The sequence below is a fragment of the Actinomadura sp. NPDC048394 genome, from assembly GCF_040651755.1.
GTDB lineage: Bacteria > Actinomycetota > Actinomycetes > Streptosporangiales > Streptosporangiaceae > Spirillospora > Spirillospora montaniterrae.
The window spans coordinates 57,086-79,559 of the sequence record NZ_JBEZJL010000005.1; the positions used below are offsets into that span (position 1 = coordinate 57,086).

Genomic DNA, 22,474 nt, shown 5'->3' on the forward strand with positions numbered 1-22,474 from the left:
TTGGGGGAGTGGCCCGTGTCACATCCGGCACCGGACCCCGGCCGGTCGCACCCGACGACCCGCGTCCTGGCGATGCTCGAACTGCTCCAGGCCCACCACCGCATGACCGGGGCGGACCTCGCGCGGCGGCTCGGCGTCGACGAGCGCACCGTCCGCCGCTACGCCGCCCGGCTCGACGACCTCGGCGTGCCCGTCGTCGCCGAACGCGGCCGGTACGGCGGCTACCGGCTGATGCCCGGCTACAAGCTGCCGCCGCTGATGCTCACCGACGACGAGGCGGTCGCGGTCGTGCTCGGCCTGCTGGCCGGCCGCCGTCTCGGCCTGCCCGGGCAGGCGACCGAGAGCGCGCTGGCGAAGGTGCAGCGGGTGCTGCCCGCCGCGCTGCGCGACCGCGTCCAGGCGCTGCGCGAGACCCTCGGGTTCACCCTCGCCGCCCGCGACGCCGCCGCGCCCTCCACCGGCGTGCTGCTCACCCTCGCCGCCGCCGTCCGGGAGCGCCGCCGCGTCCGGCTGCGGTACCGGTCCTGGCAGGGCGCCGACTCCGAACGCGACCTGGACCCCTACGGCCTGGTGTTCCACTCCGGACGCTGGTACGCCACCGGCCACGACCACCGCAGCGGCGAGGTCCGCACCTTCCGCGTCGACCGGATCGCCTCCGCCGAGCCCGGCACCGCCGCCTACGAGATCCCCGCCGGCGTCGACCCCGTCGGGCACGTGACGCGGTCCCTGGCCGGCGTCCCGTACGCGCACGAGGTCGAGGTGCTGCTGCAGACCACCCTCGAGCAGGCGCGCCGAAGGATCCCCGCCACCGTCGCGACCCTCACCGAGTCCGCCGGGGGAGTGGTGATGACGACCCGCGCCGAGCACCTGGACGGCATGGCGCGGATGCTCGCCGGGCTCGGCTGGCCGTTCGTGATCCGGCGGCCCGACGAACTGCGCGGGCACGTCCGCGACCTCGCCCGCAGGCTGGACGAGCAGGCCGGCCGCTGACCGGGGCCGCTCGCCGGGGCCGCGGCCGGTCGCCGGTCAGTCCCGCTCGGCCTCGCCGCCGGAACCATCAGCGCCGTCCGCGCTGTCAGCGCTGTCAGCGGCGTTCGCGGCGCGGGCGTCCCACTCGTCGCGCAGCATCGCGTAGATGACCTCGTCGGTCCACTCGCCCTTGACGAGCTCGTTCTGCACCAGGTGCGCCTCGCGCCGCATCCCGAGCCGCTCCAGCACCCGCGCGGACGCGGCGTTGCGGCCGTCCAGCCGGCCCACGATCCGGTGCAGCCCCAGCCCCTCGAACCCCAGCCGCAGCACCACCTCGGCCGCCTCCGTCGCGAACCCCTTGCCGTGGAAGCTCGGATTGAGGATGTAGCCGATCTCGCCCTGCCGGTGCTCGCGGCTGCGCCACTGCAGATTGACCTCGCCGACCAGATCGCCGGTCTCGCGCCACTCGACCGCCAGCACGAGCCAGTCGCCCTCCTTCTCCAGGGTCGCGGCGGCCATTTTCTCGCGCAGGAACGACCGCGATTCCTCCCGGTCCCGCGGCTCCCAATAGAGGAAACGCGCCACCTCCGGAAGGGATTGGTAGGCGTAGAGGCTCTCCAGATCGTCTTCTCGGAACGGACGCAGGGTCAGCCGCCCGGTCTCGATGGGAAAGGTGGGACGAAGCACCCGCCGATCCTATTCACCCCGCTCGCCGTTCGGCGACCCGTGGTTCCCCGGTAACCGACCGTCCGCACGGCGGCCGCACCGGCGTCACCTCCGGTCAGGACCGCGTCGCGCCGTGCCGGCCCTCTCCGCCGCCCGCGTTCTCGTCGGCGTTCCGGCCGCCCGCGACGCCGGTCTCGCGTTTCTCCTCGTCGCTGAACCCGCGGGTGTCGCGGAATTCGACATAGGGTTCGCGGCCGGCGCGGCGCCCGCCGGCGGCGATGGCCCGCCCGCGCTCGAGCTCGGCGTTCATCTCCGCGCCCAGCAGGATCGCCAGATTCGTGATCCACAGCCACACCAGGAAGATGATGATCCCGGCGAGGCTGCCATAGGTCTTGTTGTAATTGGAGAAGTTCGTCACGTAGGCCGCGAACACCCCGGACGCCGCCAGCCACAGCACGATGGCGAGCACCCCGCCCGGGGTGACCCAGCGGAAACCGCGCTTGGCGTTCGGCGCCGCCCAGTACAGCAGCGCGAACAGGAAACTGACGATGATCAGCATCACCGGCCATTTGACGATGTCCCACACCGTCACGGCCGTCGAGCCGAGTCCGAGCAGGTCGCCGGCCTTGCGGGCGAGCGGCCCGGAGACGATCACCGCGATGACCGACGCCGACAGCAGCACCAGCGTGACGACCGTGACGCCGACGCGCAGCGGCACCGTCTTCCACACCGGCCGGCCCTCGGGGATGTCGTAGATGGCGTTGGACGCGCGCATGAACGCGCCCACGTACCCCGACGCCGACCAGATCGCGGCGAGGATGCCGACGATCGCGATGACGCCGGCGCCGGCGCGGTTGTTCTGCAGCTGGGTGATCGCGTTGACCAGGACGGTCTTCACCGCGCCCGGCGCGATCCCGTTGAGGTTGTCGATGAGGTCGTTGGTGACCGATTTGCCGCCGAGCCCGATGAGCGACACCACCACCAGCATCGCCGGGAAGATCGACAGGATGGCGTAGTAGGTGAGGGCCGCCGCCCAGTCCGACAGGTTGTCGCGCTGGAACTCGCCGGCGGCGCGCCTGGCGGCGCGCCCCCACGAGGTGGCGGGCAGATCGGTGGGCGCGGAGGGCGTGCGCATGCCGGTCGTCCTCTCCGGAGGTCAGAGGTTCAGCGGTCCGCGGCCGGTGCGGCGCACCCGGATCGGGGCGCGCTGCGCGCGCCGCACCCGGACCTGGACCGGCGCGTTGCGGATCCGGCGGCGCAGCCGCGCCTGCGCGGTGCGGCGGCGCCGCATCCACACCGTCAGCGCCGCGACGGCGCCCGCCGCGGCGACGGCGGCGCCGCCCTGCGCGGCCCTGGTGCGGGCCTGCCGGGACGCGACGACCTGCCGGGCGCGCTGCGCGCGCTCGCGGGCCATCTCCCTGGCCTGGTCGGCCTTGTCGCGGGCCATCGCCTTGACGTCGGCCTTGGCCGCCAGCGCCTCGACGGTCTCCCCGAGCTCCTGGCGGGCCCGGTCGACCTCCTGGCGCAGCTCCTCGGTGCCGGCGTCGGCGCCGTGCCTGCCCTGGGTGGTCATCGGTGCGTCGCCCTCTCCTTCAGGTCGTGGACGGTCAGGCGCGCCTCGTCCATCGCCCGTTCGGGTTTGGCGGGCGTCGCCCGCTTGGTCTGCGCCATGCCGAGCAGCCCCAGCACGCCCGCGACCAGCACCAGGAAGCCGCCGACGATGAGGGCGGCCGCCCACACCGGCAGCACCAGCGCGATCGCGGCGACCGCGGCCGCGAGCAGCACCGCCGCCCCGAACAGGCCGACCAGCGCCGCGCCGCCGAACATGCCGGCGCCGGTGCCGGCGTGCCGGCCCTTGTCCTTCAGTTCCGCCACGGCGAGCCGCAGTTCCGCGCGCATCAGCTCCGAGACCTGCTGCGTCGCCTGCCGGACGAGCTCGCCCGTCCCGGCGTCGCGCCTGTTCCCATCGAGGAACTCGGGGGCGCGTCCGGCGTCCTGCCGGGACGCCCCGGTGATCTCGGCGGCGCTCCGGCCGTCGTGTGTCCGCAGGGTGCTCATGGCCTCAGGCCCCCTCCGCGTGCCGTCGTTTGCGAAGCCTGGCAGACCCGTTCCCCCTGCTCGGGAGCTAAACGTGGGGTGCGGCCGGGGGACTCTCAGCCGCGGCCGACGAACGAGGGCATCGCGGTGGCCAGCACCGTCATGAACTGGACGTTGGCCTCCAGCGGCAGCCCTGCCATGTACAGCACGGCGTCGGCGACGTGCCGGACGTCCATCACCGGTTCGGGCTTCACCGACCCGTCGGCCTGCAGGGTGCCGGACCCGAACCGGCCGGTCATCTCCGTCGCGGCGTTGCCGACGTCGATCTGCCCGCAGGCGATGCGGTGCGGGCGGCCCTCCAGCGACAGCGTCTTGGTGAGCCCGGTGATCGCGTGCTTGCTGGCGGTGTAGGCGGCCGACAGGGGGCGCGGGGTGTGCGCGGACAGCGACCCGTTGTTGATGATCCGGCCGCCCTGCGGGTCCTGGTCCTTCATCATGCGGAACGCGTGCTGGGCGCACAGCAGCGCGCCGGTGAGGTTGGTGTCCAGGACGGCCCGCCACTCCTGGAGCGAGAACTCCTCGACCGGTTGCGGTGCCCCGAACACCCCGGCGTTGTTGACCAGCAGGTCCAGCCGGCCCCATCGCTGGGCGACGGCGCCGAACAGCGCCCCCACGGACGCGGGGTCGGTGACGTCGGCGGGGACGGGCAGCGCCCGGTCCGCGGCGTCGCGGGCGCGGGCGGCGGTCTCCTGGAGCCTTCCGGCGCGGCGTCCGGCGAGGACTACCCGCCATCCGGCGTCCAACAGCGCGGCCGCGACGGCGGCGCCGATGCCCGAGCCCGCCCCGGTGACGAGCGCGACCCGTTCCCCGCCGCCCTGCGGGCCGGGGCCGGTTTCCTGATCGGACACGGGTCGAGCCTCCCTCTCCGGCGTCCCATATGACAAGACCGGTGCTCACGATACGGATGATCTCGGCCGGACCGGCGCATCGGGCGGGGCGGGCGCGAGCGACGATCGGCCTCGCCTCATTGTTCCCGACTGGCCGGTTCCGGACCCGGCGCGGGTGTCCAGGGTCGGCCACCGGGTCTTGTGGGCCCGCTGAGGCGGATCTACGTTCCGCCAGGGCGTTGCTCCCAGCGCCCTGTCCCAGGCGACGACGCCTGCAGGGAGGTTCCGATGCGGATGCGCAGAACACTGGGCTCGGCGGCGGCAGGGACGCTCCTGCTCACCGCCCTGAGCGCGACGGCGCCCGGAGCGCACGCCGAAGGGTTCGGCTACGACCGGCTCACCGCGATCCAGAAACGGCACGTCTCCGGCGCGCTGGCCGAGGCGCTCGGCCCGAGGGCCGCGGCGCGCGCGGTCACCGGCGCCCGCGCCGCGTCCGCCCCGCCCTGCGGCGGCCGGCACGGCGCGAACGTGAAGGTCGACCAGGACTGCCTCACCGTCACCGACCAGCCCCTCGCCGGACGCGGGCAGGCCCAGAACGAGACGTGGATCGCCGCCGACCCGAACGACCCCCGCCACCTGCTGGCCAGCTACAACGACTACCGCCGCGGCGACGGGACCTGCGGGGTGTCGCGGTCGGCGGACGGCGGCCGCACCTGGTCCGACACCACCGCGCCCAACGGGTTCGTGTCCGGCGCCGCGTTCGGCGGCAAGCCCCGCGAGTACTTCCAGAGCGGCGGCGACACCTCCGTCGCCTGGGACAGCCGCGGCAACGCCTACCTGTCCTGCCAGGAGTTCAAGCGCGGCAGCGCCGTCTCGCCCGACGCCGACCAGTCCAGCGGCTTCTACGTGTACCGCTCGACCGGGAACGCCGGCGCGTCGTTCAACTTCCCCGGACGGCCCGTCGCCGAGCACGACGACACCGCCGGCGCCGGGAACTTCCTGCTCGACAAGCAGCTGATGACGGTGGACGCGCACGCCCGCAGCCCCTACCGCGACCGCGTCTACGTCACCTGGACGACGTTCGCCGCCGACGGCACCGGCTACATCTACGGCGCCTACTCCGCCGACTACGGCGAGCACTTCAGCGCACCCGTGCTGATCAGCTCCGACTCGGCGCTGTGCGCGCAGCCCGACGGGATCCCCACCCCGCACGGCCGCTGCAACAACAACCAGTTCTCCCAGCCCGTCACCGCGCCCGACGGCACCCTGTACGTCGCGTGGGCGAACTACAACGTCGCCGAGACCGGCTCCGACAACCGCTTCCAGGTCCTGGTCGCCGCGTCCAAGGACGGCGGGGCGACGTTCTCGGCGCCGGTGAAGGCCGCCGACTACTACGAGCTGCCCGACTGCGACACCTACCAGGGCGAGGGCAAGGACCCCGGACGCGCCTGCGTCCCGGAGAAGGGCACCGGCACCAACTCGGTCTTCCGGGCCACCAACTACCCGAACATCGCCGTCGACCCCGCCGACCCCAAGCGGGTCGTGGTGACCACCGGCTCCTACCTCAACCGCGACTCCAACGAGGGCAGCGGCTGCACCCCCGCCGGGCTCACCCCCGCCGACGAGGGACTCGGCGCCCTCTACACCGGCGTGAAGACCGGCGGCTGCAACAACGGCATCGTGCTGTCGTCGTCCACCGACGGCGCGGCCACCTTCACCGGCACCACCACCGACGTCCGCAAGCTGCCCCTCGTCGGCTCCGGCGCCGCGCAGGCCCGCACCGACCAGTACTGGCAGGGGACCGTGTTCAACCCGCGGGGGGAACTGGTCACCGCTTACTACGACCGGCAGTACGGCTCGGACGAGACGACCGGCTTCTCCGACATCACCGTGGCCGCCACCAAGGACCTGGCGCACTTCACCAGCACGCGCGCCACCTCCTCCAGCATGCCGCCGCCGTCGCAGTTCAACGGCCAGTTCTACGGCGACTACATCATGCTCGACGCGACCGCCACGACCGCCTACCCGGCCTGGTCCGACACCCGCGCCGCGGCGCTGTTCCTGTGCCCGGGCACCGGCACGCCCGGCCATCCGCCGGCGCTGTGCACCGCCGCGGCGTCCAACGCCTCGGTCGCCAACGACGAGCAGATCTTCACCACCGCCGTCCGGCTCCACTGACCCCCGAGGAGCTCCCTCCGATGACGACCCGCACGACGATCGCGGCCGCGGCCGCGCTGCTGCTCGGCTCCGCGCTCGCCGCCGCACCCGCCGCCCACGCGGCGCCCGGCCCGGCCGCGCAGCCCGTCCACCCGATCTCGCCCGGCGACCCCTACGCGGCCTGCACGGTCGGCGCCACCCCGGACGGGACGGTCTATCCGGGCTCCGAAGTGGAACCCTGGATCGCCGCCGACCGGCACCGCCCCGGCCGCGTCATCGCCGTCTACCAGCAGGACCGCTGGTCCGACGGCGGCGCCAAGGGCATCGCGGCCTCCTACAGCCGCGACGGGCGGCACTTCACCAAGACCACGCTGCCGTTCAGCAAGTGCGCCCCCGGCGGCCTGAACTACGAACGCGCCTCCGACGCCTGGGTGGACTTCGGCCCCGACGGCGTCGCCTATGCCAGCGGCCTGGACTTCGACGTGTCCACGGCCCGCAACGGCGTCGGCGCCGCCACCTCCTTCGACGGCGGGCGCACCTGGACCCGCACCACCCAGCTCATCGACGACACCGACCCGTCCATCGTCGACGACAAGAACTCCGTCACCGCCGACCCCCGCCACCCCGGCACCGCTTACCAGGTGTGGGACCGCCTCGACCAGGTCACCACGGGACCCGGCGCCCACTTCACAGGGCCCTCCTACATCGCCATCACCCGCGACCACGGCCGCACCTGGACGCCCGCGCACCCGTTCGTGGACACCGGCGTCGTCCCCAACTCCCAGACCATCGGCAACGTCATCGTCGCCGACGCCCGCCGCGACGTGCTCTACGACTTCTTCGAGTGGCAGACCTACAGCGACGTCGACGCCACCCAGCTGGTCGACCTGCACTTCGCCGTCGTCACCTCCAAGGACCAGGGCCGGACGTGGAGCAAGCCCGTCACGGTCGCGCCCGACACCTCCGTGCCGGAGGTCGACCCCAACGCCCCCGACGACCCGTCCAAGGCGCTGCGCGGCGGCGCCAACCTCATCAGCGCCGCCGCCGACCCGCAGACGGGCGAGCTGTACGCGACGTTCGAGGGCGCCGACCCCACCGGCTCCTACGACCAGATCCAGCTCGTCCACTCCACCGACGGCGGCCGCACCTGGTCGGCTCCGGTGCGCGTCAACCAGGCGCCGAACGCGCCCGCGTTCACCCCGTCCATCGCGGTGAACGACCGCGGCACGGTCGCCATCACCTACGTCGACCTGCGCTACCTGCGACCCGGCGACACCGCCACGCTGCCGACCGCCATGTGGGCCGTCACCTTCCCGCGCGGCGGCGAGAACCGCGCGTCCGAACGCCGCATCTCCCGCGTCTTCGACTGGCTGAAGGCGCCGTACGCCGGGTGGGGCCACTTCCTCGGCGACTACGAGAGCGTCGCGGCCGCCGGGCAGAGGTTCCAGCCCGCGGTGATCGAGACCAACGACACCGGACCCGCCGTCAACAGCACCGACCTGTTCACCGGGATCTTCGGTGCCGGTCCCGCGGCGGCCGGTGCGGCGACGGCGAGCCCCGCACCGCACGCGACCACCGCCCGCCATCTGCACGCCCACCGCACCCAGCACTGAGCCAAGGGGCCGCCGGCAACGCCCGGCGGCCCCTTTCGCAGGTTTCAGAAGATCGCGGTCTGCGGGCCGTCGACCACCAGGACCTGGCCGTCGCGCAGCGCACGATGAGGGACGCCCTCGCCGCGGTAGCGGGCGGCGACGCCCGTCAGGACCTCCGACTCCGGATGCCCGGGGGAGTCGACGTGGGGGACCAGCGCGTGGTCGAGGACGCCCAGGCCGTCCCAGACCGGCGGCTCCCCGTGGACGCGGGTCACCGCGTCCGGGTCGTCGCACGCCTCCAGGCCGCGCAGGCTCGGCGCCAGCACGCAGCCGCCCGCGCTGTACCCGGCGTAGACGAGCGCGTCGCGGCCGAGCAGGCCGGTGAGCGCGGCGTCGGCGCCGCTGCGGGCCAGCGCGTGGCGCAGCACGAACGCGTTGCCGCCCCGCGCCCACACCAGCGGGAAGCGCGCCAGCTCCGCGGCGACCTCGCAGGCGGGACGGCCGAAGTACCGCCGCAGGTCGACCTCCGTCGGGCGCAGCCCCAGCGCGGTCAGCGCGGCGACCTCGCTGCGGACCCCGGCCCGCCGGTCGTCCTCGGACTCCGCGTCCAGAGCGTTGCCGATCACCGCGGCCCCGGCCCCGGCCGGTGCCCGCAGCAGGGCGAGCAGCCGGTCGGCGTGCCCGCCCATCCGGAAGGACGACAGATACAAGCGCACCCGAGGACTCTATTGGTCGGGCCGCGCAGAACCGCTGGGCCGTGCCGAACGGGTCAGGCCGTGCTGACCCACTCGACGCGGTGGCCCTCGGTCGGGTCGGGCGTCTCCCAGCGGCGGACGAGCCGGTCGATCACCGCGTCCGGCACCGGAGCGGCCCGGCCGCGGTTGCGGTCGCGCAGCACCGCCGGAGGCACCTCCAGCGCGACCAACTCCACCCGTCCGCGGTAGCCGGCGATGAGCCCGGTGCACTGCTCGCGCTGCGTCCGCGACACGTTCGTGGCGTTCCACACGAACGACCGCCCGGCGCGCAGATGCTCGCGGGCCAGGTCGTGCGCAGCGGCGGCGACCGCGTGCTGGTCCCCGGCGGGGGACACGCCCATCTCCGCGCGCAGCCGGTCCAGGCTCACCACCGGCAGGTCCGGGCGGTTCGCGGCGATCCAGTGGTCCTTGCCGACGCCCGGCAGGCCCGACACCACCGTCACCGTGCAGCGCGTGTCGTCGTAGGCGGCGTAGTCGGGATCGCGGTCGTCCTTGCGGAAGTACCAGAACCGCGCGTGGTCGGACGGGAACGCGCGCGGCCCGTCCAGGCACCGCTGCTCGGCGCAGTACTCCCCGTACAGGGCGACGTTGTCCAGCAGCTCGTCGGTGTCGGGGCAGATCCGGCCGAGGATGTCGGCCGACGCCAGCAGCACCAGGTCGTCGTTGCGGGCCAGCAGGCTCACCCGGAACGCGATCTTCTGCAGGTCGGGGCGCTCCAGCGCCCAGAACGGCACCTGGTGGTGGCGGATCAGCGCGGCGACGTGCTCGCGCCAGGCGACCGGCGCGCCCATCTCCCACAGGATGCGCCGCACCATCAGGTCGCCGCGGCGCGAATGACCGCGCGCGGTGATGCGGCCGTCGTCCTCGATGCGGGTGCAGTGCGGCTTGGCGATGTCGTGCATCAGCACCGTCGCGAACAGCCGCACCCGCTCGTCGGCCGGACGCGCCCGCCACTGCGGCAGCGCCGCGAGCGCCTCGCACGCCATCCGGGTGTGGACCTCGACGTCGCCCTCGCCGTGGAACACCGCGTCCTGCGGGACGCCCGCCATCTCGCGCACCCACCCGAACGCCTCGCGGACCTCGTCCCAGCGCAGGTCCCAGTGCGGCGGCGCCGGGCACAGGTCAGCGAACACCCGCATACAGCACCTCCGGGTCGGCCAGGCCGTTGGCGACGATCGGACGCTCCTGCCAGTGCGTCCCCGAGTCCAGGATCGCGGTCAGGAAGCTCGGCCGGACCCACTTGTAGCGGTCGACCGTCTCCCCGTCCTCCTCCACCTTGATGTAGAGGCCTTCCATCTCGTCGGACTTGTCGGTCTCGGCGGCGACCCGGTCGGGATCGGCGCCGCCCGCCTGAGCCGCGGTGCGGAGCGCGTCCCGCCAGGCGGGGGTGCGGCAGGTGGACGGGCCGACGAACGCCGTCAGCGCCGCCAGGTCCGGAAGCGTCCCCTCGTGCAGGACGGGCACCGACACCACCGGCGTCCCGGCCAGCAGCTCGCGGCGCCGCGCGGTCGACAGGAACGTCCCGTCGCGCTGGTCGAGGACGTCGAACTCGCAGAAGTAGTGGGGCAGCGCGTCGTAGAAGACGGTGTGCTTGGCGTACAGCCATTCCCCGTACATCACGTACCGGTCGCCGAGGCGTTCCCGCAGGACGTGCTGGACGGACGCGGCCCACGCCTTCAGCGGCCCGAACTGCCGCTCGCGGGGCCCGCCGGTCAGGTAGTGGCCGCGGCTCTGCAGCCGCAGCTCCCCGTCGGAGGAGAAGCTGATGCCGCAGTTGGCGCCGTCGAGCTTCTCCTCCACCACCAGGTACCGTCCGGCGATCGCCGAGAACGGGCGCGCGGCCAGGTCGTGGTCCCCCGGCTGCAGCCGGGAGCCCTCGATGTGCCGGGTGCGGGGGTATTTGCGGAGCATGCCGACCGTTCTAACGAACCCGGCCGGCCGTGCCAACCGAATTTCAGCGGTTCGGGACGATCCGGGTGAGCGCGAACGCGGCGAGCCACAGCCCGGCGCTCACCCACGCCAGCGCGTGCAGGCCCGCGGTGAAGCGCGCCGCGTCCAGCGCCGGTCCGGCGACCGCCCCGTACACCGCGACGCCGAGGGCCGTGCCGACCTGCCGGGCCGTGTTGTTGAAGCCGCCGGCCAGCCCGGCGTGCGCGGGCGGGACGGCGCGCATCGCCGCCGCGACCACCGCCGTCACGATCAGGCCGTCGCCGATCCCGATGGCCAGCAGCGTCGGCAGCAGCACCGGGTAGGACCCGCCGGCGCCGACCCGCAGCAGGCTGAGGCATCCGGCGGCGGCCAGCGCGGTGCCCGTGCCGAGCGGGAGGCGGGTGCCGAACCGGGCGGTGAGCCGGCCGCTGACCGGCGCCAGCAGCGCCAGCGGCACCGCCATCGGCAGCAGCAGCATCCCGGCGGTGAACGCCGAGTGGTGCTCGCCCTGCTGCAGCTTCAGCGTCGCGACGAACAGCACGCCGTTGGTGACCAGGTTCATCGCCAGCGCGATGCCGTTGGCGCCGAGGAACGCGGGCGCGCGCAGCAGCCCGCCCGGCACCATCGGCGCCGCCGCGCGGCGCTCGGCCCGCACGAACGCGGCCGCCGCGGCGATCGTGACGGCCGCCGTCACGGCCGCCTCCTCGCCGTGGCCGTGGCCGGCGGCGATGACCGTCCACACCAGCCCGCCGAGGGTCAGCGGCGCCAGCGCCATCCCGGCCCGGTCCAGCGGCGGCCGCCCGCCCTCCGGACGGTCCCGGTGCGGCTCGCGGACGACGGCGAGGATCCCCGCGATCGCGGCGGCGACGATCGGCACGTTCAGCAGGAAGATCCACCGCCAGCCGGCGGAGTCGACCAGCGCGCCGCCCAGCAGCGGCCCGGCGGGCAGCGCCGTGGAGGAGATGCCCGCCCACACCCCGAGCGCGCGGGCCTGCTCGGCGCGGCCCGGGTAGGCCGCGGTGATGACCGCGAGGCTGCCGGGCAGCAGCAGCGCCGCCCCCGCCCCCTGGACGACCCGCGCCGCGATCAGCGGCCCCGGGCCGGGCGCGCTGCCGCAGGCCAGCGACGCCAGCCCGAACAGCCCGAGGCCGATCAGCAGCATCCGGCGGTGCCCGATCCGGTCGCCGAGCGCGCCGCCGCCGAGCAGCAGCCCGGCGATCGCGACGGCGTACCCGTCGACGACGCCCTGCAGGCCGGGCAGCCCGGTGCCGAGCGCGCGGCCGATGCCGGGGAGGGCGACGTTGACGATCGTGACGTCCAGCAGCACCAGGAACATCCCGGCGCACAGGATCGCGAGCATCGCGCCGCGGCGCGGGACCCGTACGGGCCCGGTGCTCTTGGTGCCGTCGTGGGCGGTGGTGTCGGTCGGCGATCTCATGCGTCCACGGTGACCCGCGGACGTTTCGCCCGCGCTGGAACCTTTCCGCGGCCCTGAGCGGGCGGGCCCGTCAGCCGGGCACGACCTGGGCGAGCGCGCCGGTCTCCAGAGCGACCCACAGGGCGCCGTCCGGGCCGAGCGCGATGCCGTGCGGCTCGCAGCCGGGACTCGGCAGCGGATGCTCGTCGATGCGGCCCTCGGGGGTGATCCGGCCGACGTGCGCGGTGCCCCACTCGGTGAACCACAGCGCCTCGTCCGGGCCGGTGACGATCGCGTGCGGGCGCGCAGCCGGGTCGGGCAGCGGGAACTCGGTGACCTTCCCGTCGGTGGTGATCCGGCCGATGTGCCCGGTGCCGATCGCGGCGAACCACAGCGCGCCGTCCGGCCCCGCGGTGATCCCGACCGGCGCGGCGCCCTCGGTCGGCAGGGCGTGCACGGCGACGTCGCCGCCGGGCGCGATCCGCCCGACCGCGTTTCCCTGGTTGAGGGTGAACCACAGCGCGCCGTCCGGCCCCGCGGTGATCATGGACGGCATGGCGCCCGTCACCGGCACCGGGAACTCGGTGACCTCCCCGGCCGGGGTGATGCGGCCGATCCGGTCGGTGCGCATGAGGGTGAACCAGAGCGCGCCGTCCGGCCCGGCGGCGATGCCGCAGGGGCCGCCGGCGGGGACGTCGAACAGCGTGACCCGTCCGCCGGTGTCGATCCGGCCGACGCGGTCGCCGCGGAAGCCGGTGAACCACAGCGCGCCGTCCGGGCCCGCGGTGATGTTCATCGGTCCCGCTTCGACGGGGTCGGCGGGATGGAACTCCGCCGTGCCTCCGGGGGCGATGCGTCCGATCCGTCCTTGATGGACCAGCGTGAACCACAGGGCCCCGTCCGGGCCGGTGGTTACTCCGTATGGCCCCGCTTGGGGGTCGGTGACGGTGAACTCCCTGATCGTGGCATGCGAACCCTGCGGCATGAATAGTCCCCCCTCGTCCCACTTCTTTCCGCGCGAAGGCGAGACTAACGGCGGCCGCACCGCGCGCGTCCGCGGCCCGTCCCCGAGCCCGCGCCGGCCTGCCGGTGACCTGACCGGCGCGGACGCTTCAGGGCCGTCAGGGGGCCGGGACGAGCCGCCGGATCGTCATCGGCTCGGCGAGGATCTCCCCGAGCACCTGCTCGACGTGCCGGAAGTGCGGCGTGGCGAAGTGCTCGTCCAGCGCGGCGGGGCTCGTCCACTCCTCGACGACCACCATCCGGGCCGGGCGGTTCGGGTCGGCGTAGGGGCGGTAGGCCAGGCACCCCGGTTCGTCCAGGGACGGTTCGATCATCGCCTCCAGGGCGGTGCGGAGCCGGTCCTCCTGGCCGGGCGAGGCGAGGCATTCGGCGACGACGGTCAACGACATGGCGTTTCTCCTTCTGAAAGACGGGACGGTGTCAGGGACGGGCGGGGCCGCCGCCCGCGCCGGACGCGGTGATCGCCGCGGCGATCTCGTCCAGGTCGGCGGCCGTCAGCTCGACCGACCCGGCGCCGATCCAGCCGTCCACCTGCTCCGGCCGGCGGGCGCCGACGATCGCTCCGGTGACGCCGGGCCAGGCCAGCACCCACGCGATCGCCACCTCGGCGACCGTCGTGCCGTGCCGCTCCGCGACCGGCCGCAGCGCGCCCGCCAGCCGCAGGTTCGCCGCCAGCCCGGTGGTGAAGTCGCGGTGCGCGGTGCGCCAGTCGTCGGCGGGCAGCGACGCGACCCGCTCGGCCGAGAACGCGCCGGTCAGCAGCCCCGACTGCAGCGGCGAGTACGCGATCACGCCGGTGCCGTGCTCGCGCGCCCAGGCGACCTCGGCGGCCGCGGACCGGTTGATCGCCGAGAACGGCGGCTGGACCGCGTCCACGTGCGCGACCTTCTCGGCCCGGTCCAGCAGGTCGGGGGAGTGGTTGGACAGCCCGATCGCCCGGACCTTCCCCTCGGCCTTCAGATCGGCCATCACCTGCCAGTACTCCTCCAGCGGCGTCGCGTTCGGCGACACCGCCCCGTGGCCGTCGCCGGCGTACTCCAGCGACTCGCCGGTGTCGGGGTAGTGCACCTGGTACAGGTCGATGCGCTCCACCCCGAGGCGGCGCAGCGAGTCCTCCACCTCGCGGCGGACGCTCGCCGGCCTCATGATCCGCCGCGGCGCCGCCTGCGGGTCGGCGGGATCCCAGACCAGGCCCGCCTTGGTGAAGACGAAGGGCCGCTCGCCCTCGGGCATCCCGGCGATCGCCTTGCCGACCAGCTCCTCGGAGTGGCCGAGCCCGTACACCGCGGCGGTGTCGATCCAGTTGACGCCCGAGCCGATCGCGTGCCGGATCGCCGCGACGGACTCGGCGTCGTCGGTGTCGCCCCAGGTGAACCGCCACCCCGGCCCCGACACCGCCCAGGAGCCGAACCCGACCGTGGTGATGTCCATGCCGGTGCCGCCGAGCGGACGCGTAGTGATCATTTCCCTTGCTCCTCCGGTTGCGGGAGTTCGTGGTGATCACTGTCGTCGGCGGGCGCGGCCCCACCCAGTGGCGGCCGTTGCCTAGGCACCGCGTGACCAGGGTCCGCGGCCCCGGAACGGCGGGACGGCACGGGATAATCGGTGCATGGCACTCGACAGGCGAGCGGAACTCGGGGAGTTCCTGCGCTCACGCCGGGCCCGGCTCAAGCCCGAGGAACTCGGACTGCCCGACTACGGCGGCCGGCGCCGCGTCCCCGGCCTGCGCCGCGAGGAGCTGGCCCGGCTCGCGGGCGTCAGCGTCGACCACTACGTCCGGCTGGAGCAGGGCCGCACCCTGCACTTCTCCGAGGCCGTCCTGGACGCGGTCGCCCGCGCCCTGCAGCTCGACGACGTCGAGCGCGGCCACCTGTACCGCCTGGCGCGCCCCTACACCGAGCCCGCCGGCGCGCCCGCGCCGCAGCCCCAGCAGGTCCGGCCCGGACTGCGGCGCCTGCTGGACTCCACCACCGACGTGCCCGTCTACGTCGTCGGCCGCTACACCAACGTGCTGGCCTGGAACGACCTGGCCGCCGCGCTGATCACCGACTTCGGCGCCCTGCCGCCCGAGGAGCGCAACTTCGCCCGCCTGGTGTTCCTCGACGAGGGCATGCGCAGCCTGTACGCCGACTGGCGCGGCAAGGCCGCCGACATCGTCGGCTACCTGCGGCTGGACGTCGGGCGCCACCCCGGCGACCCGGCCGCCGCCGCGCTGGTGGGGGAGCTGTCGGCGGCCAGCCCCGAGTTCCGCGAGATCTGGGCCGAGCACGGCCTCAAGGAGAAGACGCACGGCCGCTACCTCTACCGGCACCCCGTCGTCGGCACCCTCGACCTCGGCTTCGAGACCCTCCGGCTGCCCGACGACCCCGACCAGGCGCTGATCGCGCACACCGTCGAGCAGGACTCCCCGTCCCAGACCGCGCTGCGGCTGCTGGCCGCCACGCGGCAGAGCGTGCCGGTGCGGTGAGCGTCACGCGAGGCGCGCGGCCCGGCCGTTGAGGTAGCGCTGCTCGGGCAGGCTGTGCGTGCGGCGCGCGGCGTCCAGGTAGGACGCGCGCGCGGCGGCGGTGTCGCCGGACATCTCCAGCAGGTGCGCGCGGACCGCGTGCAGCCGGTGGTGGCCGCCGATCCGCTCGTCCCCTTCCAGGCCGTCCACCAGGGCGAGGCCGGCGTGCGGGCCCCGCGCCATCGCCACCGCGACGGCGCGGTTGAGCGCCGCCATCGGGTTCGCCGAGATCTCCACCAGCACGTCGTAGAGCGCGGCGATCTGCGGCCAGTCGGTCTCCTCCGCCGCCCCGGCCGCGTCGTGCAGCGCGGCGATCGCGGCCTGCAGCTGGTACGGGCCCGCCGGGCCGCGGGGGAGCGCCGCGTCGATCAGCGCGGTGCCCTCCGCGATGCGCGCGGCGTCCCACCGCCCGCGGTCCTGCTCGGCGAGCGGGACCAGGCTCCCGTCCGGCGCCGTCCGGGCGGGACGGCGCGCGTCGGTGAGCAGCATCAGCGCCAGCAGCCCCGCGACCTCCGGGTCATCGGGCAGCAGCCGGTGCACGATCCGCGCCAGCCGGATCGCCTCCGCCGACAGCTCCCCGCGGTACAAGCCCGGCCCGGACGTGCTCGCGTACCCCTCGGTGAACACCAGGTACAGCACGTGCAGGACGGCGGCGAGCCGCGCGGGCCGCTCGGCCGCGTCGGGCAGCCGGAACGGGACGCGCCCGTCGCGGATCCGGCGCTTGGCGCGGCTGATCCGCTGCGCCATCGTCGGCTCCGGCACGAAGAACGCGCGGGCGATCTCCGCGGTGGTCAGCCCGCCGACCGACCGGAGCGCCAGCGCGATCTGCCCCTCCGGCGGCAGCGACGGATGGCAGCACAGGAACAGCAGCACGAGCGTGTCGTCGGCGTCCGGCGCGACGCTGTCGGCCGCGGGCGACAGCCACTCCTCCGGCAGCGCCCACGCGGCGACGGCGTCCTCGCGGCGGCGCCGCGCCTGCTCCGCGCGCAGCAGGTCCGTCAGCTTCCGCGACGCGACCCGGATCAGCCAGGCGCGCGGATCATCGGGGACGCCGTCGCGCGGCCACTGCGCCGCCGCCGCGATCAGCGCCTCCTGCACGGCGTCCTCCGCGGTGCCGAAATGCCCGTACCGGCGGACGACCGCACCGAGGACCTGCGGCGCCAGCCGGCGCAGCAGGCCCTCGAATTCGGGGTCGGTCACGGCTCCAGGTCGGCGCGGCCGTCCACCAGCGGCCGCAGGTCGGCGAACGCGCGGGCCCGCACGTCCGCCGGACCGGGACAGTCCGCCAGCCGCGCCGCGATCTCGCTCGCCCGGTCGAAGCTCGCGCACTCCACGACCGTGTACCCGGCGAGCACCTCCGCCGTCTCGGGGTACGGGCCGTCCGTCACGACCGGGACCCCGTTCTCGGTGTGGAAGCGGCGGGTGTGCACCGGCGCCGCGAGGGCCTGCGCGTCGACGAACTCGCCGGACTCGACCAGGTCGTCGTTGAACGCCTCCATGAACGCGCCCATCGCGGCGAAGTCCTCCGGCGTCCACGCCGTGCCGCCTTCCGGGACGTTCCCGGCCATCGCGTCGTAGTCCCGCTGCGACGCGTACAGCATGATCATGTACTTCATGTCCGCTCTCCCTCGTGCCCGGCGCCCCGCTCCGGGCGCCTCTCACCGGGAACGTCGGAGCCGCCGGCGGCGCTTCGACACCCCGGCGGCATTTCGGCACGGGGCCGCGACGATGTCCGGCGTACCCGGCGGGACGCCGCGTCACCCACCAGGGCGGTGCCGCGTCACGCGGGTGCGGGCGCCGTCCATTCCTGGTCCTGCCAGGCGGGGTCGAGCGGGGTGTGCGCGATGTGGTTGGTGTAGTTCGACAGCGTCTTCATGCCGATCCCGAGGACGATGTCCAGGACGTGGCGGCGGGTGTGACCGGCGGCCAGGAACGCCTCGATCTGCGCGTCGTCCACCCAGCCGCGCTGCTCGACCATCGCGCCGGTGAACACGCGGACCGCCTCCAGCGCCGAGTCGTCCAGCGCGCGCCCGCCGCGCAGCGCCTCGACGACCTCGGCCGGGACGCGCGACCGCAGCGCGAGCGTGGAATGGGCCGCAACGCAGTACTCGCAGCCGTTCAGCACGCTCGCGGTGATCCACACGACGTGCTTGGCGTTCCTGGGCAGCGACGACTTGCCGAACAGCTCCGACAGCGCGTTGTATCCGGCCAGCAGTTCGGGCGATTCGGCCATCACCCCGTTGAGGGTGGTGACGAACCCCATCCGCTTCTTCGCCGCCTCCAGGTGCGGGCGGGCTGCTTCGGGGGCGTCGGTCTCGTCGTACACGGCGAACTCGGTCATCGGTTCTCCTCATCGGGGGTCAGGGAGGCGAGCGCGGCGTCGACGGACGCGGTCAGGGCGGCGGCCGGCGCGCCCGCCCGCGAGCGCAGGTTCACGCCGTAGGCCAGCAGCGCCAGGGTCTGCGCGGTGCCGTCGACGTCCAGGCCGGGACGCAACTGGCCTTGCCGGTCGGCGGCCCGCAAGGCGGCGTGCATCGCCGCGTACAACCCGTCGTGGTGGGCGTCCAGGATCCGCCGGACGTCGTCGTCCTCGGCGCCGTCCAGGCTCGCGTGCGCGTTGGACACCATGCATCCCCAGCGGGCGTGCTCGCCCGAGCAGCGGGCGGCGATCAGCCCCGCGAAGAAGCCCGCGATCGCGGGCAGACCCCGGCCGTCGGCCGCGAGGCGGTCGAACACCGGCCGCGAATGGCGCTCCACGTAGCCGCGCAGCGCCGCCAGGTACAGCTCGCGCTTGCCGCCGAACGTCGCGTACAGGCTGGACCGGCTGATCCCCGTCTCCGCCACCACCTCGGCGATGCCGGTGGACGCGGCGCCGCGCCGCCAGAACAGCCGCACCACCTGCTCCAGCACCGCGTCCGGGTCGAAATGCTTGACGTCGGGCATCCGCTCCGGCCTCCGTGTCATCTTGGAACAACCATTCCAAGATGACACGGAGGAGGCCTTCCGCGCAACCGTCTCGCTTCGGCCCCGCTCACAGGCCGTGGCGGCTGTCGCTCATCACCGCCTCGGCGGCGCGCGCCTCGGACTCGGCCGAGAACGGGGCCCGGCGCGCCGCGACCGCGTCCCGGACCTCCTCGGCGACCAGGTCGGCGTTGATCTGCGCCCCCGCCATCGCGCCCGCCGCCGCCGCGGCACCGACCTGCGCGGACAGGTCCGTCACGTTGCCCGCGACCCACGCCCCGGGCACGTCGGTGCGGCCCACCGCGTCGGCCGGGATGTGCTCGCCCATGCCGGACGGATGCTCCACCGGACGCAACCCGAGACCCGCGAGAAAGCCGGCGCGGGCGGTCATCCGGGTCGCCACCACCAGCGCGTCGCGGGCGACCACCGTCCCGTCCGCCAGCTGGACGCCCACGAGCCGGTCGTCGGCGATCTCCAGGCCGGCCACCTCGCCGTCCACCACACGGACGCCCCGAGCCGCCAGTTGCTCGGCCTGCTCGTCCGACGGACGCGGCGCGGTGTGCGCGAAGACCACGACGTCGTCGCTGAGCTGCCGGAACAGCAACGCCTGGTGCACCGACATCGGACCGGTCGCCAGCACGCCGATCGCCTGGTCGCGGACCTCCCAGCCGTGGCAGTACGGGCAGTGCAGCACGTCCCGGCCCCAGCGTTCGCGCAGGCCCGGCACGTCCGGCAGCTCGTCGGCCAGGCCGGTGGTCACCAGCAGCCGCCGCGCCCGGACGGTCCGCCCGTCCGCGAGGCCGACGGTGAAACCGCCGCCGACGCGCGCCGCCTCGGTGACCGTCCCGGCCACCACCTGCCCGCCGTAGCGGCGGACCTCGGCCCGGCCGCGCTCCAGCAGCTCGGCCGGCGGCATCCCGTCGCGGGCCAGCAGCCCGTGCACGCCCTCGGCGGGCGCGTTGCGCGGGGCGCCCGCGTCGACCACCACGACCGACCGCCGCGACCGCGCCAGCATCATCGCCCCGTTCAGGCCCGCGGCGCCGCCGCCGACCACCACCACGTCATAGGCGTCCCTCAGCCGTTCGGTCATCTCGACCACCTCCGCGGCCACTATGCGGACCGGGGCCCGAGAACCGCAAACCTCGTTGCCGATATGGCAAACTGGCCGCATGGACGACGAACTCGGCCAGGCGCTCGACGCGGTCGGCCCCCGCCTGCGCGCCCTGCGCACCGAGCGCGAGATCACGCTGAGCGACCTGTCGGCGGCGACCGGCGTGTCGGTGAGCACGCTGTCGCGGCTGGAGTCCGGCGCCCGCCGCCCCACCCTGGAACTGCTGTTCCCGCTGGCCAAGGCCTACGGCGTCACCCTCGACGAACTCGTCGACGCGCCGCCCACCGGCGACCCGCGCATCCACCTGCGGCCCGTCGTCCGCAACGGCATGACGATGCTGCCGCTGACCCGCCGCGCCGGCGGCATCCAGGCCTACAAGCTCGTCATCCCCGCGGGCAGCGAGCGCAGGGAGCCCACGCCGCAGACCCACGAGGGCTACGAATGGCTCTACGTCCTCAATGGACGGCTGCGGATCCTCCTCGGCGAGCACGACCTGGTCCTGTCACCCGGCGAGGCCGCCGAGTTCGACACGCGGCTGCCGCACTGGTTCGGCGCCGTCGACGCCGACCCGGTCGAGTTCCTCGTCCTGTTCGGCAGCCAGGGCGAGCGCGCCCACCTGCGCGCCCGCCCCAAGGCCAAGGCATCCGGCTAGCGCCCGGCCGCGCCGGACCCTGCTTCGCCGCGCCCTGCTTCGCCGCGCCCTGCTTCGCCGCGCCCTGCTTCGCCGCGCCCTGCTTCGCCGCGCCCTGCTTCGCCGCGCCCTGCTTCGCCGCGCCCCGTCTCGGCGCGGCCGAGTTCGGCGAGGCGGGCCAGCACGGGCAGCGCGTCCGCGAGGGCCCGCCGCTGCTCGCCGGTCAGCCGGTCGACCAGCGGCGCCAGGTGCCGCGTCCGGTCCTCACGGCGCGACCGCATGATCCGGCGGCCCGCCTCGGTGATGTGGACGAGGACGGCGCGCCCGTCGTCCGGGTCGGGACGGCGCGCCACCAGCCCGTCGCGCTCCAGCCGGGACACCAGCTGGGTGATGCCGGGCTGGCTCACCTGCTCGGTCCGGGTCAGGTCGGTCATCCGCATCGGCCCGCCGGCCGCGAGCGTGTCCAGCACCGACAGCGTCGTGAACGGCAGCTTCTCCAGCATCGGGATCCGGATGTAGAACCGGTTGAAGCTCTCGATCGCGGTGGTGAAGGCGTCCACGTCCAAGGCGTCGTCCGAGGCGTCCGAGGCGTCCGGGGCGCCGTCCGGGGTGTCGTTCACACCCGAGAACCTATCGCCGTTCCCCGTGCCGGCCCTGCTACGGGTTCGGGGCGGCCGCCGAGGCGTCGGTGATGTGCAGGACGGCGTCCGCTCCGTCGATGGTCTCCCGGTCGAGGGGGAAGTAGGCCTGCTGCCGGGCGGCGTCGGCGCGGGTGCCGGCGGCGGCGACCGAGGCGGCCTCCACCAGGCCCCACGTGCCGATGCGGCTCTGCAGGGAGCCCTCGTAGGTGTCCGGATCCGGTTCCTGGAGGCCGATGATCTCGCTGCGGCCCAGGCTGCCGGCGATGAAGGCGTACTGCTCGTCCACCAAGGACGCGAGAATGGCGCCCACGCCGATCCAGGTGAGCTCCAGGTTCCCCATGGGAATGACGCAGATGTTCCGCTGCAGATGGCGGTTATGAGAGAAGACGAGCGTCGGTCCTCGCCTGGCCTCGATGCCGCGGATGTCGAGCAGGTTCTGCGCCATCAGCGCGTCCCGGATGCCTCCCAGGAGGGAAATGCGTGCCGCCTGCTCCAGGCGCTGGGCCGCCTGCTTGTGATACCGCAGCAGGCCGAGACCGGCGGTGAGGTGCGTCTTGGCCCTGTGCCACTCGGCGCGTGAAGTCGCCGCGATCAGCTCCGGTGCGCGTGCGTACAGCGCGGTGAGCATGTCGTCGGCGATCGACCGCAGCCTCACCGCCTCAGGTGTCTCCCCGACCGACATGGCCGGGTCCATGACCGCCTCCATGCGGCTCCAGCGTCCGTCCTCGCCGGCCAGGCCAGCGATGTCGAGATCGAGCGCCAGGTAGTCGCGGGCGTGCTCGAGGTAGGCCCGCGGGCTGGGCGCGCTGGTCGTCTCCATCGGCGCGTCGAAGCCATGGAAGGCGACACGCTCCGCTGCGGGACGGCCCTGGTTGTACTCGCGCATCCAGGCGACCAGCCGCCTGTTGGCGTCCAGGTCCCCGAAGCCGTGCGAGAAGCCCTCGCGCATCGCGGCGTCGAGGCTTCCGGTGCCGTGCTGGACGAAGTCGTCCACGGCGAGCGCGGCCACCCGGTCGGTCTCGAGGGCGATCGACCGGAAGCCGCGCTCGACCAGCCGGGGGAACAGTTCGTTGCGGACCCGTCCGAAGGCCGGTTCCAGATGCGTCGGCTCACCGAGCCCGAGCAGTTCGCATGACGCGGGTACGAACCCGCAGATGTCCTGGGTCATGTGCCACAATCGTAACTTTGAAAA

24 protein-coding genes are annotated in these 22,474 nt (G+C 74.2%); 5 read left to right on the top strand and 19 right to left on the bottom strand.

Annotated elements, in window-relative coordinates:
* Nucleotides 1-15: 15 nt before the first annotated feature.
* The gene (locus tag AB0C78_RS04280; protein ID WP_360741492.1) at nucleotides 16-990 is read left to right on the top strand and encodes a YafY family protein; all 975 of its coding nucleotides are present in this window, start codon (nucleotides 16-18) and stop codon (nucleotides 988-990) included.
* A gap of 36 nt (nucleotides 991-1,026) precedes the next feature.
* Here the strand turns inward: AB0C78_RS04280 and AB0C78_RS04285 are convergent, their stop codons facing one another.
* From AB0C78_RS04285 to AB0C78_RS04305, 5 genes are all read right to left on the bottom strand, one after another.
* Nucleotides 1,027-1,656 (bottom strand): GNAT family N-acetyltransferase, encoded by a 630-nt coding sequence (locus tag AB0C78_RS04285; RefSeq protein WP_360741494.1) that lies wholly within the window; start codon nucleotides 1,654-1,656, stop codon nucleotides 1,027-1,029.
* 94 nt (nucleotides 1,657-1,750) lie between these two features.
* Complete coding sequence (locus AB0C78_RS04290; protein ID WP_360741496.1) at nucleotides 1,751-2,770, bottom strand: YihY/virulence factor BrkB family protein; 1,020 nt, start codon at nucleotides 2,768-2,770, stop codon at nucleotides 1,751-1,753.
* Between the two features lie 21 nt (nucleotides 2,771-2,791).
* Nucleotides 2,792-3,208 (bottom strand): DUF3618 domain-containing protein, encoded by a 417-nt coding sequence (locus AB0C78_RS04295; RefSeq protein ID WP_360741498.1) that lies wholly within the window; start codon nucleotides 3,206-3,208, stop codon nucleotides 2,792-2,794.
* Nucleotides 3,205-3,693, bottom strand: coding sequence for a phage holin family protein (locus tag AB0C78_RS04300; protein WP_360741500.1), 489 nt, complete (start codon nucleotides 3,691-3,693; stop codon nucleotides 3,205-3,207). Before AB0C78_RS04300 ends, AB0C78_RS04295 begins: the two co-directional genes overlap by 4 nt.
* A gap of 95 nt (nucleotides 3,694-3,788) precedes the next feature.
* Nucleotides 3,789-4,580, bottom strand: a complete 792-nt coding sequence (locus AB0C78_RS04305) for an SDR family oxidoreductase (RefSeq protein WP_360741502.1) — start codon at nucleotides 4,578-4,580, stop codon at nucleotides 3,789-3,791.
* Between the two features lie 267 nt (nucleotides 4,581-4,847).
* Between AB0C78_RS04305 and AB0C78_RS04310 the strand changes: the two genes are divergently transcribed.
* Together AB0C78_RS04310 and AB0C78_RS04315 are read left to right on the top strand one after the other, a co-directional pair.
* Nucleotides 4,848-6,737 (top strand): sialidase family protein, encoded by a 1,890-nt coding sequence (locus AB0C78_RS04310; RefSeq protein ID WP_360741504.1) that lies wholly within the window; start codon nucleotides 4,848-4,850, stop codon nucleotides 6,735-6,737.
* A gap of 20 nt (nucleotides 6,738-6,757) precedes the next feature.
* A complete protein-coding gene (locus AB0C78_RS04315; RefSeq protein WP_360741506.1) occupies nucleotides 6,758-8,329 on the top strand; it encodes a sialidase family protein in 1,572 nt (523 codons plus the stop codon).
* Between the two features lie 44 nt (nucleotides 8,330-8,373).
* Here the strand turns inward: AB0C78_RS04315 and AB0C78_RS04320 are convergent, their stop codons facing one another.
* The 7 genes from AB0C78_RS04320 to AB0C78_RS04350 all read right to left on the bottom strand — a co-directional run bounded on the left by AB0C78_RS04320 (nucleotide 8,374) and on the right by AB0C78_RS04350 (nucleotide 14,896).
* On the bottom strand, nucleotides 8,374-9,024 hold the full coding sequence (locus AB0C78_RS04320) for a Type 1 glutamine amidotransferase-like domain-containing protein (RefSeq protein ID WP_360741508.1): 651 nt from the start codon (nucleotides 9,022-9,024) through the stop codon (nucleotides 8,374-8,376).
* 53 nt (nucleotides 9,025-9,077) lie between these two features.
* Nucleotides 9,078-10,202, bottom strand: coding sequence for an AAA family ATPase (locus AB0C78_RS04325; protein ID WP_360741510.1), 1,125 nt, complete (start codon nucleotides 10,200-10,202; stop codon nucleotides 9,078-9,080).
* The gene (locus AB0C78_RS04330; RefSeq protein ID WP_360741512.1) at nucleotides 10,186-10,974 is read right to left on the bottom strand and encodes an RNA ligase family protein; all 789 of its coding nucleotides are present in this window, start codon (nucleotides 10,972-10,974) and stop codon (nucleotides 10,186-10,188) included. The genes AB0C78_RS04325 and AB0C78_RS04330 overlap by 17 nt, the downstream gene beginning before the upstream one ends.
* Before the next feature lie 43 nt (nucleotides 10,975-11,017).
* Nucleotides 11,018-12,430, bottom strand: a complete 1,413-nt coding sequence (locus AB0C78_RS04335; protein ID WP_360741514.1) for an MFS transporter — start codon at nucleotides 12,428-12,430, stop codon at nucleotides 11,018-11,020.
* 70 nt (nucleotides 12,431-12,500) lie between these two features.
* Complete coding sequence (locus AB0C78_RS04340) at nucleotides 12,501-13,394, bottom strand: virginiamycin B lyase (RefSeq protein ID WP_360741516.1); 894 nt, start codon at nucleotides 13,392-13,394, stop codon at nucleotides 12,501-12,503.
* A gap of 136 nt (nucleotides 13,395-13,530) precedes the next feature.
* Nucleotides 13,531-13,821: a putative quinol monooxygenase gene (locus tag AB0C78_RS04345; protein WP_151542256.1), complete on the bottom strand. Its 291-nt coding sequence runs from the start codon at nucleotides 13,819-13,821 to the stop codon at nucleotides 13,531-13,533.
* Between the two features lie 31 nt (nucleotides 13,822-13,852).
* Complete coding sequence (locus AB0C78_RS04350) at nucleotides 13,853-14,896, bottom strand: aldo/keto reductase (RefSeq protein WP_360741518.1); 1,044 nt, start codon at nucleotides 14,894-14,896, stop codon at nucleotides 13,853-13,855.
* 145 nt (nucleotides 14,897-15,041) lie between these two features.
* Here AB0C78_RS04350 and AB0C78_RS04355 point away from each other — a divergent pair, with 145 nt between their 5' ends.
* Nucleotides 15,042-15,899, top strand: a complete 858-nt coding sequence (locus tag AB0C78_RS04355; RefSeq protein ID WP_360741520.1) for a helix-turn-helix transcriptional regulator — start codon at nucleotides 15,042-15,044, stop codon at nucleotides 15,897-15,899.
* Between the two features lie 3 nt (nucleotides 15,900-15,902).
* Here AB0C78_RS04355 and AB0C78_RS04360 read toward each other — a convergent pair whose 3' ends face one another.
* The 5 genes from AB0C78_RS04360 to AB0C78_RS04380 all read right to left on the bottom strand — a co-directional run bounded on the left by AB0C78_RS04360 (nucleotide 15,903) and on the right by AB0C78_RS04380 (nucleotide 19,989).
* Entirely contained in the window at nucleotides 15,903-17,138 is a 1,236-nt protein-coding gene (locus AB0C78_RS04360) for a sigma-70 family RNA polymerase sigma factor (protein WP_360741522.1), read from the bottom strand.
* A complete protein-coding gene (locus tag AB0C78_RS04365) occupies nucleotides 17,135-17,554 on the bottom strand; it encodes a YciI family protein (protein WP_360741524.1) in 420 nt (139 codons plus the stop codon). Before AB0C78_RS04365 ends, AB0C78_RS04360 begins: the two co-directional genes overlap by 4 nt.
* 164 nt (nucleotides 17,555-17,718) lie before the next feature.
* The gene (locus tag AB0C78_RS04370) at nucleotides 17,719-18,279 is read right to left on the bottom strand and encodes a carboxymuconolactone decarboxylase family protein (RefSeq protein ID WP_360741526.1); all 561 of its coding nucleotides are present in this window, start codon (nucleotides 18,277-18,279) and stop codon (nucleotides 17,719-17,721) included.
* The gene (locus AB0C78_RS04375; protein WP_360741528.1) at nucleotides 18,276-18,902 is read right to left on the bottom strand and encodes a helix-turn-helix domain-containing protein; all 627 of its coding nucleotides are present in this window, start codon (nucleotides 18,900-18,902) and stop codon (nucleotides 18,276-18,278) included. The genes AB0C78_RS04370 and AB0C78_RS04375 overlap by 4 nt, the downstream gene beginning before the upstream one ends.
* A gap of 67 nt (nucleotides 18,903-18,969) precedes the next feature.
* Nucleotides 18,970-19,989, bottom strand: a complete 1,020-nt coding sequence (locus tag AB0C78_RS04380) for an NAD(P)/FAD-dependent oxidoreductase (RefSeq protein WP_360741530.1) — start codon at nucleotides 19,987-19,989, stop codon at nucleotides 18,970-18,972.
* 79 nt (nucleotides 19,990-20,068) lie between these two features.
* On the opposite strand from AB0C78_RS04380, the gene AB0C78_RS04385 reads away from it, so the two are divergent.
* A complete protein-coding gene (locus AB0C78_RS04385) occupies nucleotides 20,069-20,662 on the top strand; it encodes an XRE family transcriptional regulator (protein WP_360741532.1) in 594 nt (197 codons plus the stop codon).
* On the opposite strand, the gene AB0C78_RS04390 is transcribed toward AB0C78_RS04385, so the two are convergent.
* Both AB0C78_RS04390 and AB0C78_RS04395 read right to left on the bottom strand, forming a co-directional pair.
* Complete coding sequence (locus AB0C78_RS04390; RefSeq protein WP_360741534.1) at nucleotides 20,659-21,261, bottom strand: MarR family transcriptional regulator; 603 nt, start codon at nucleotides 21,259-21,261, stop codon at nucleotides 20,659-20,661. The two genes, AB0C78_RS04385 and AB0C78_RS04390, sit on opposite strands and share 4 nt — an antisense overlap.
* Before the next feature lie 37 nt (nucleotides 21,262-21,298).
* Entirely contained in the window at nucleotides 21,299-22,450 is a 1,152-nt protein-coding gene (locus AB0C78_RS04395; RefSeq protein WP_360741536.1) for an erythromycin esterase family protein, read from the bottom strand.
* Nucleotides 22,451-22,474 lie beyond the last annotated feature (24 nt).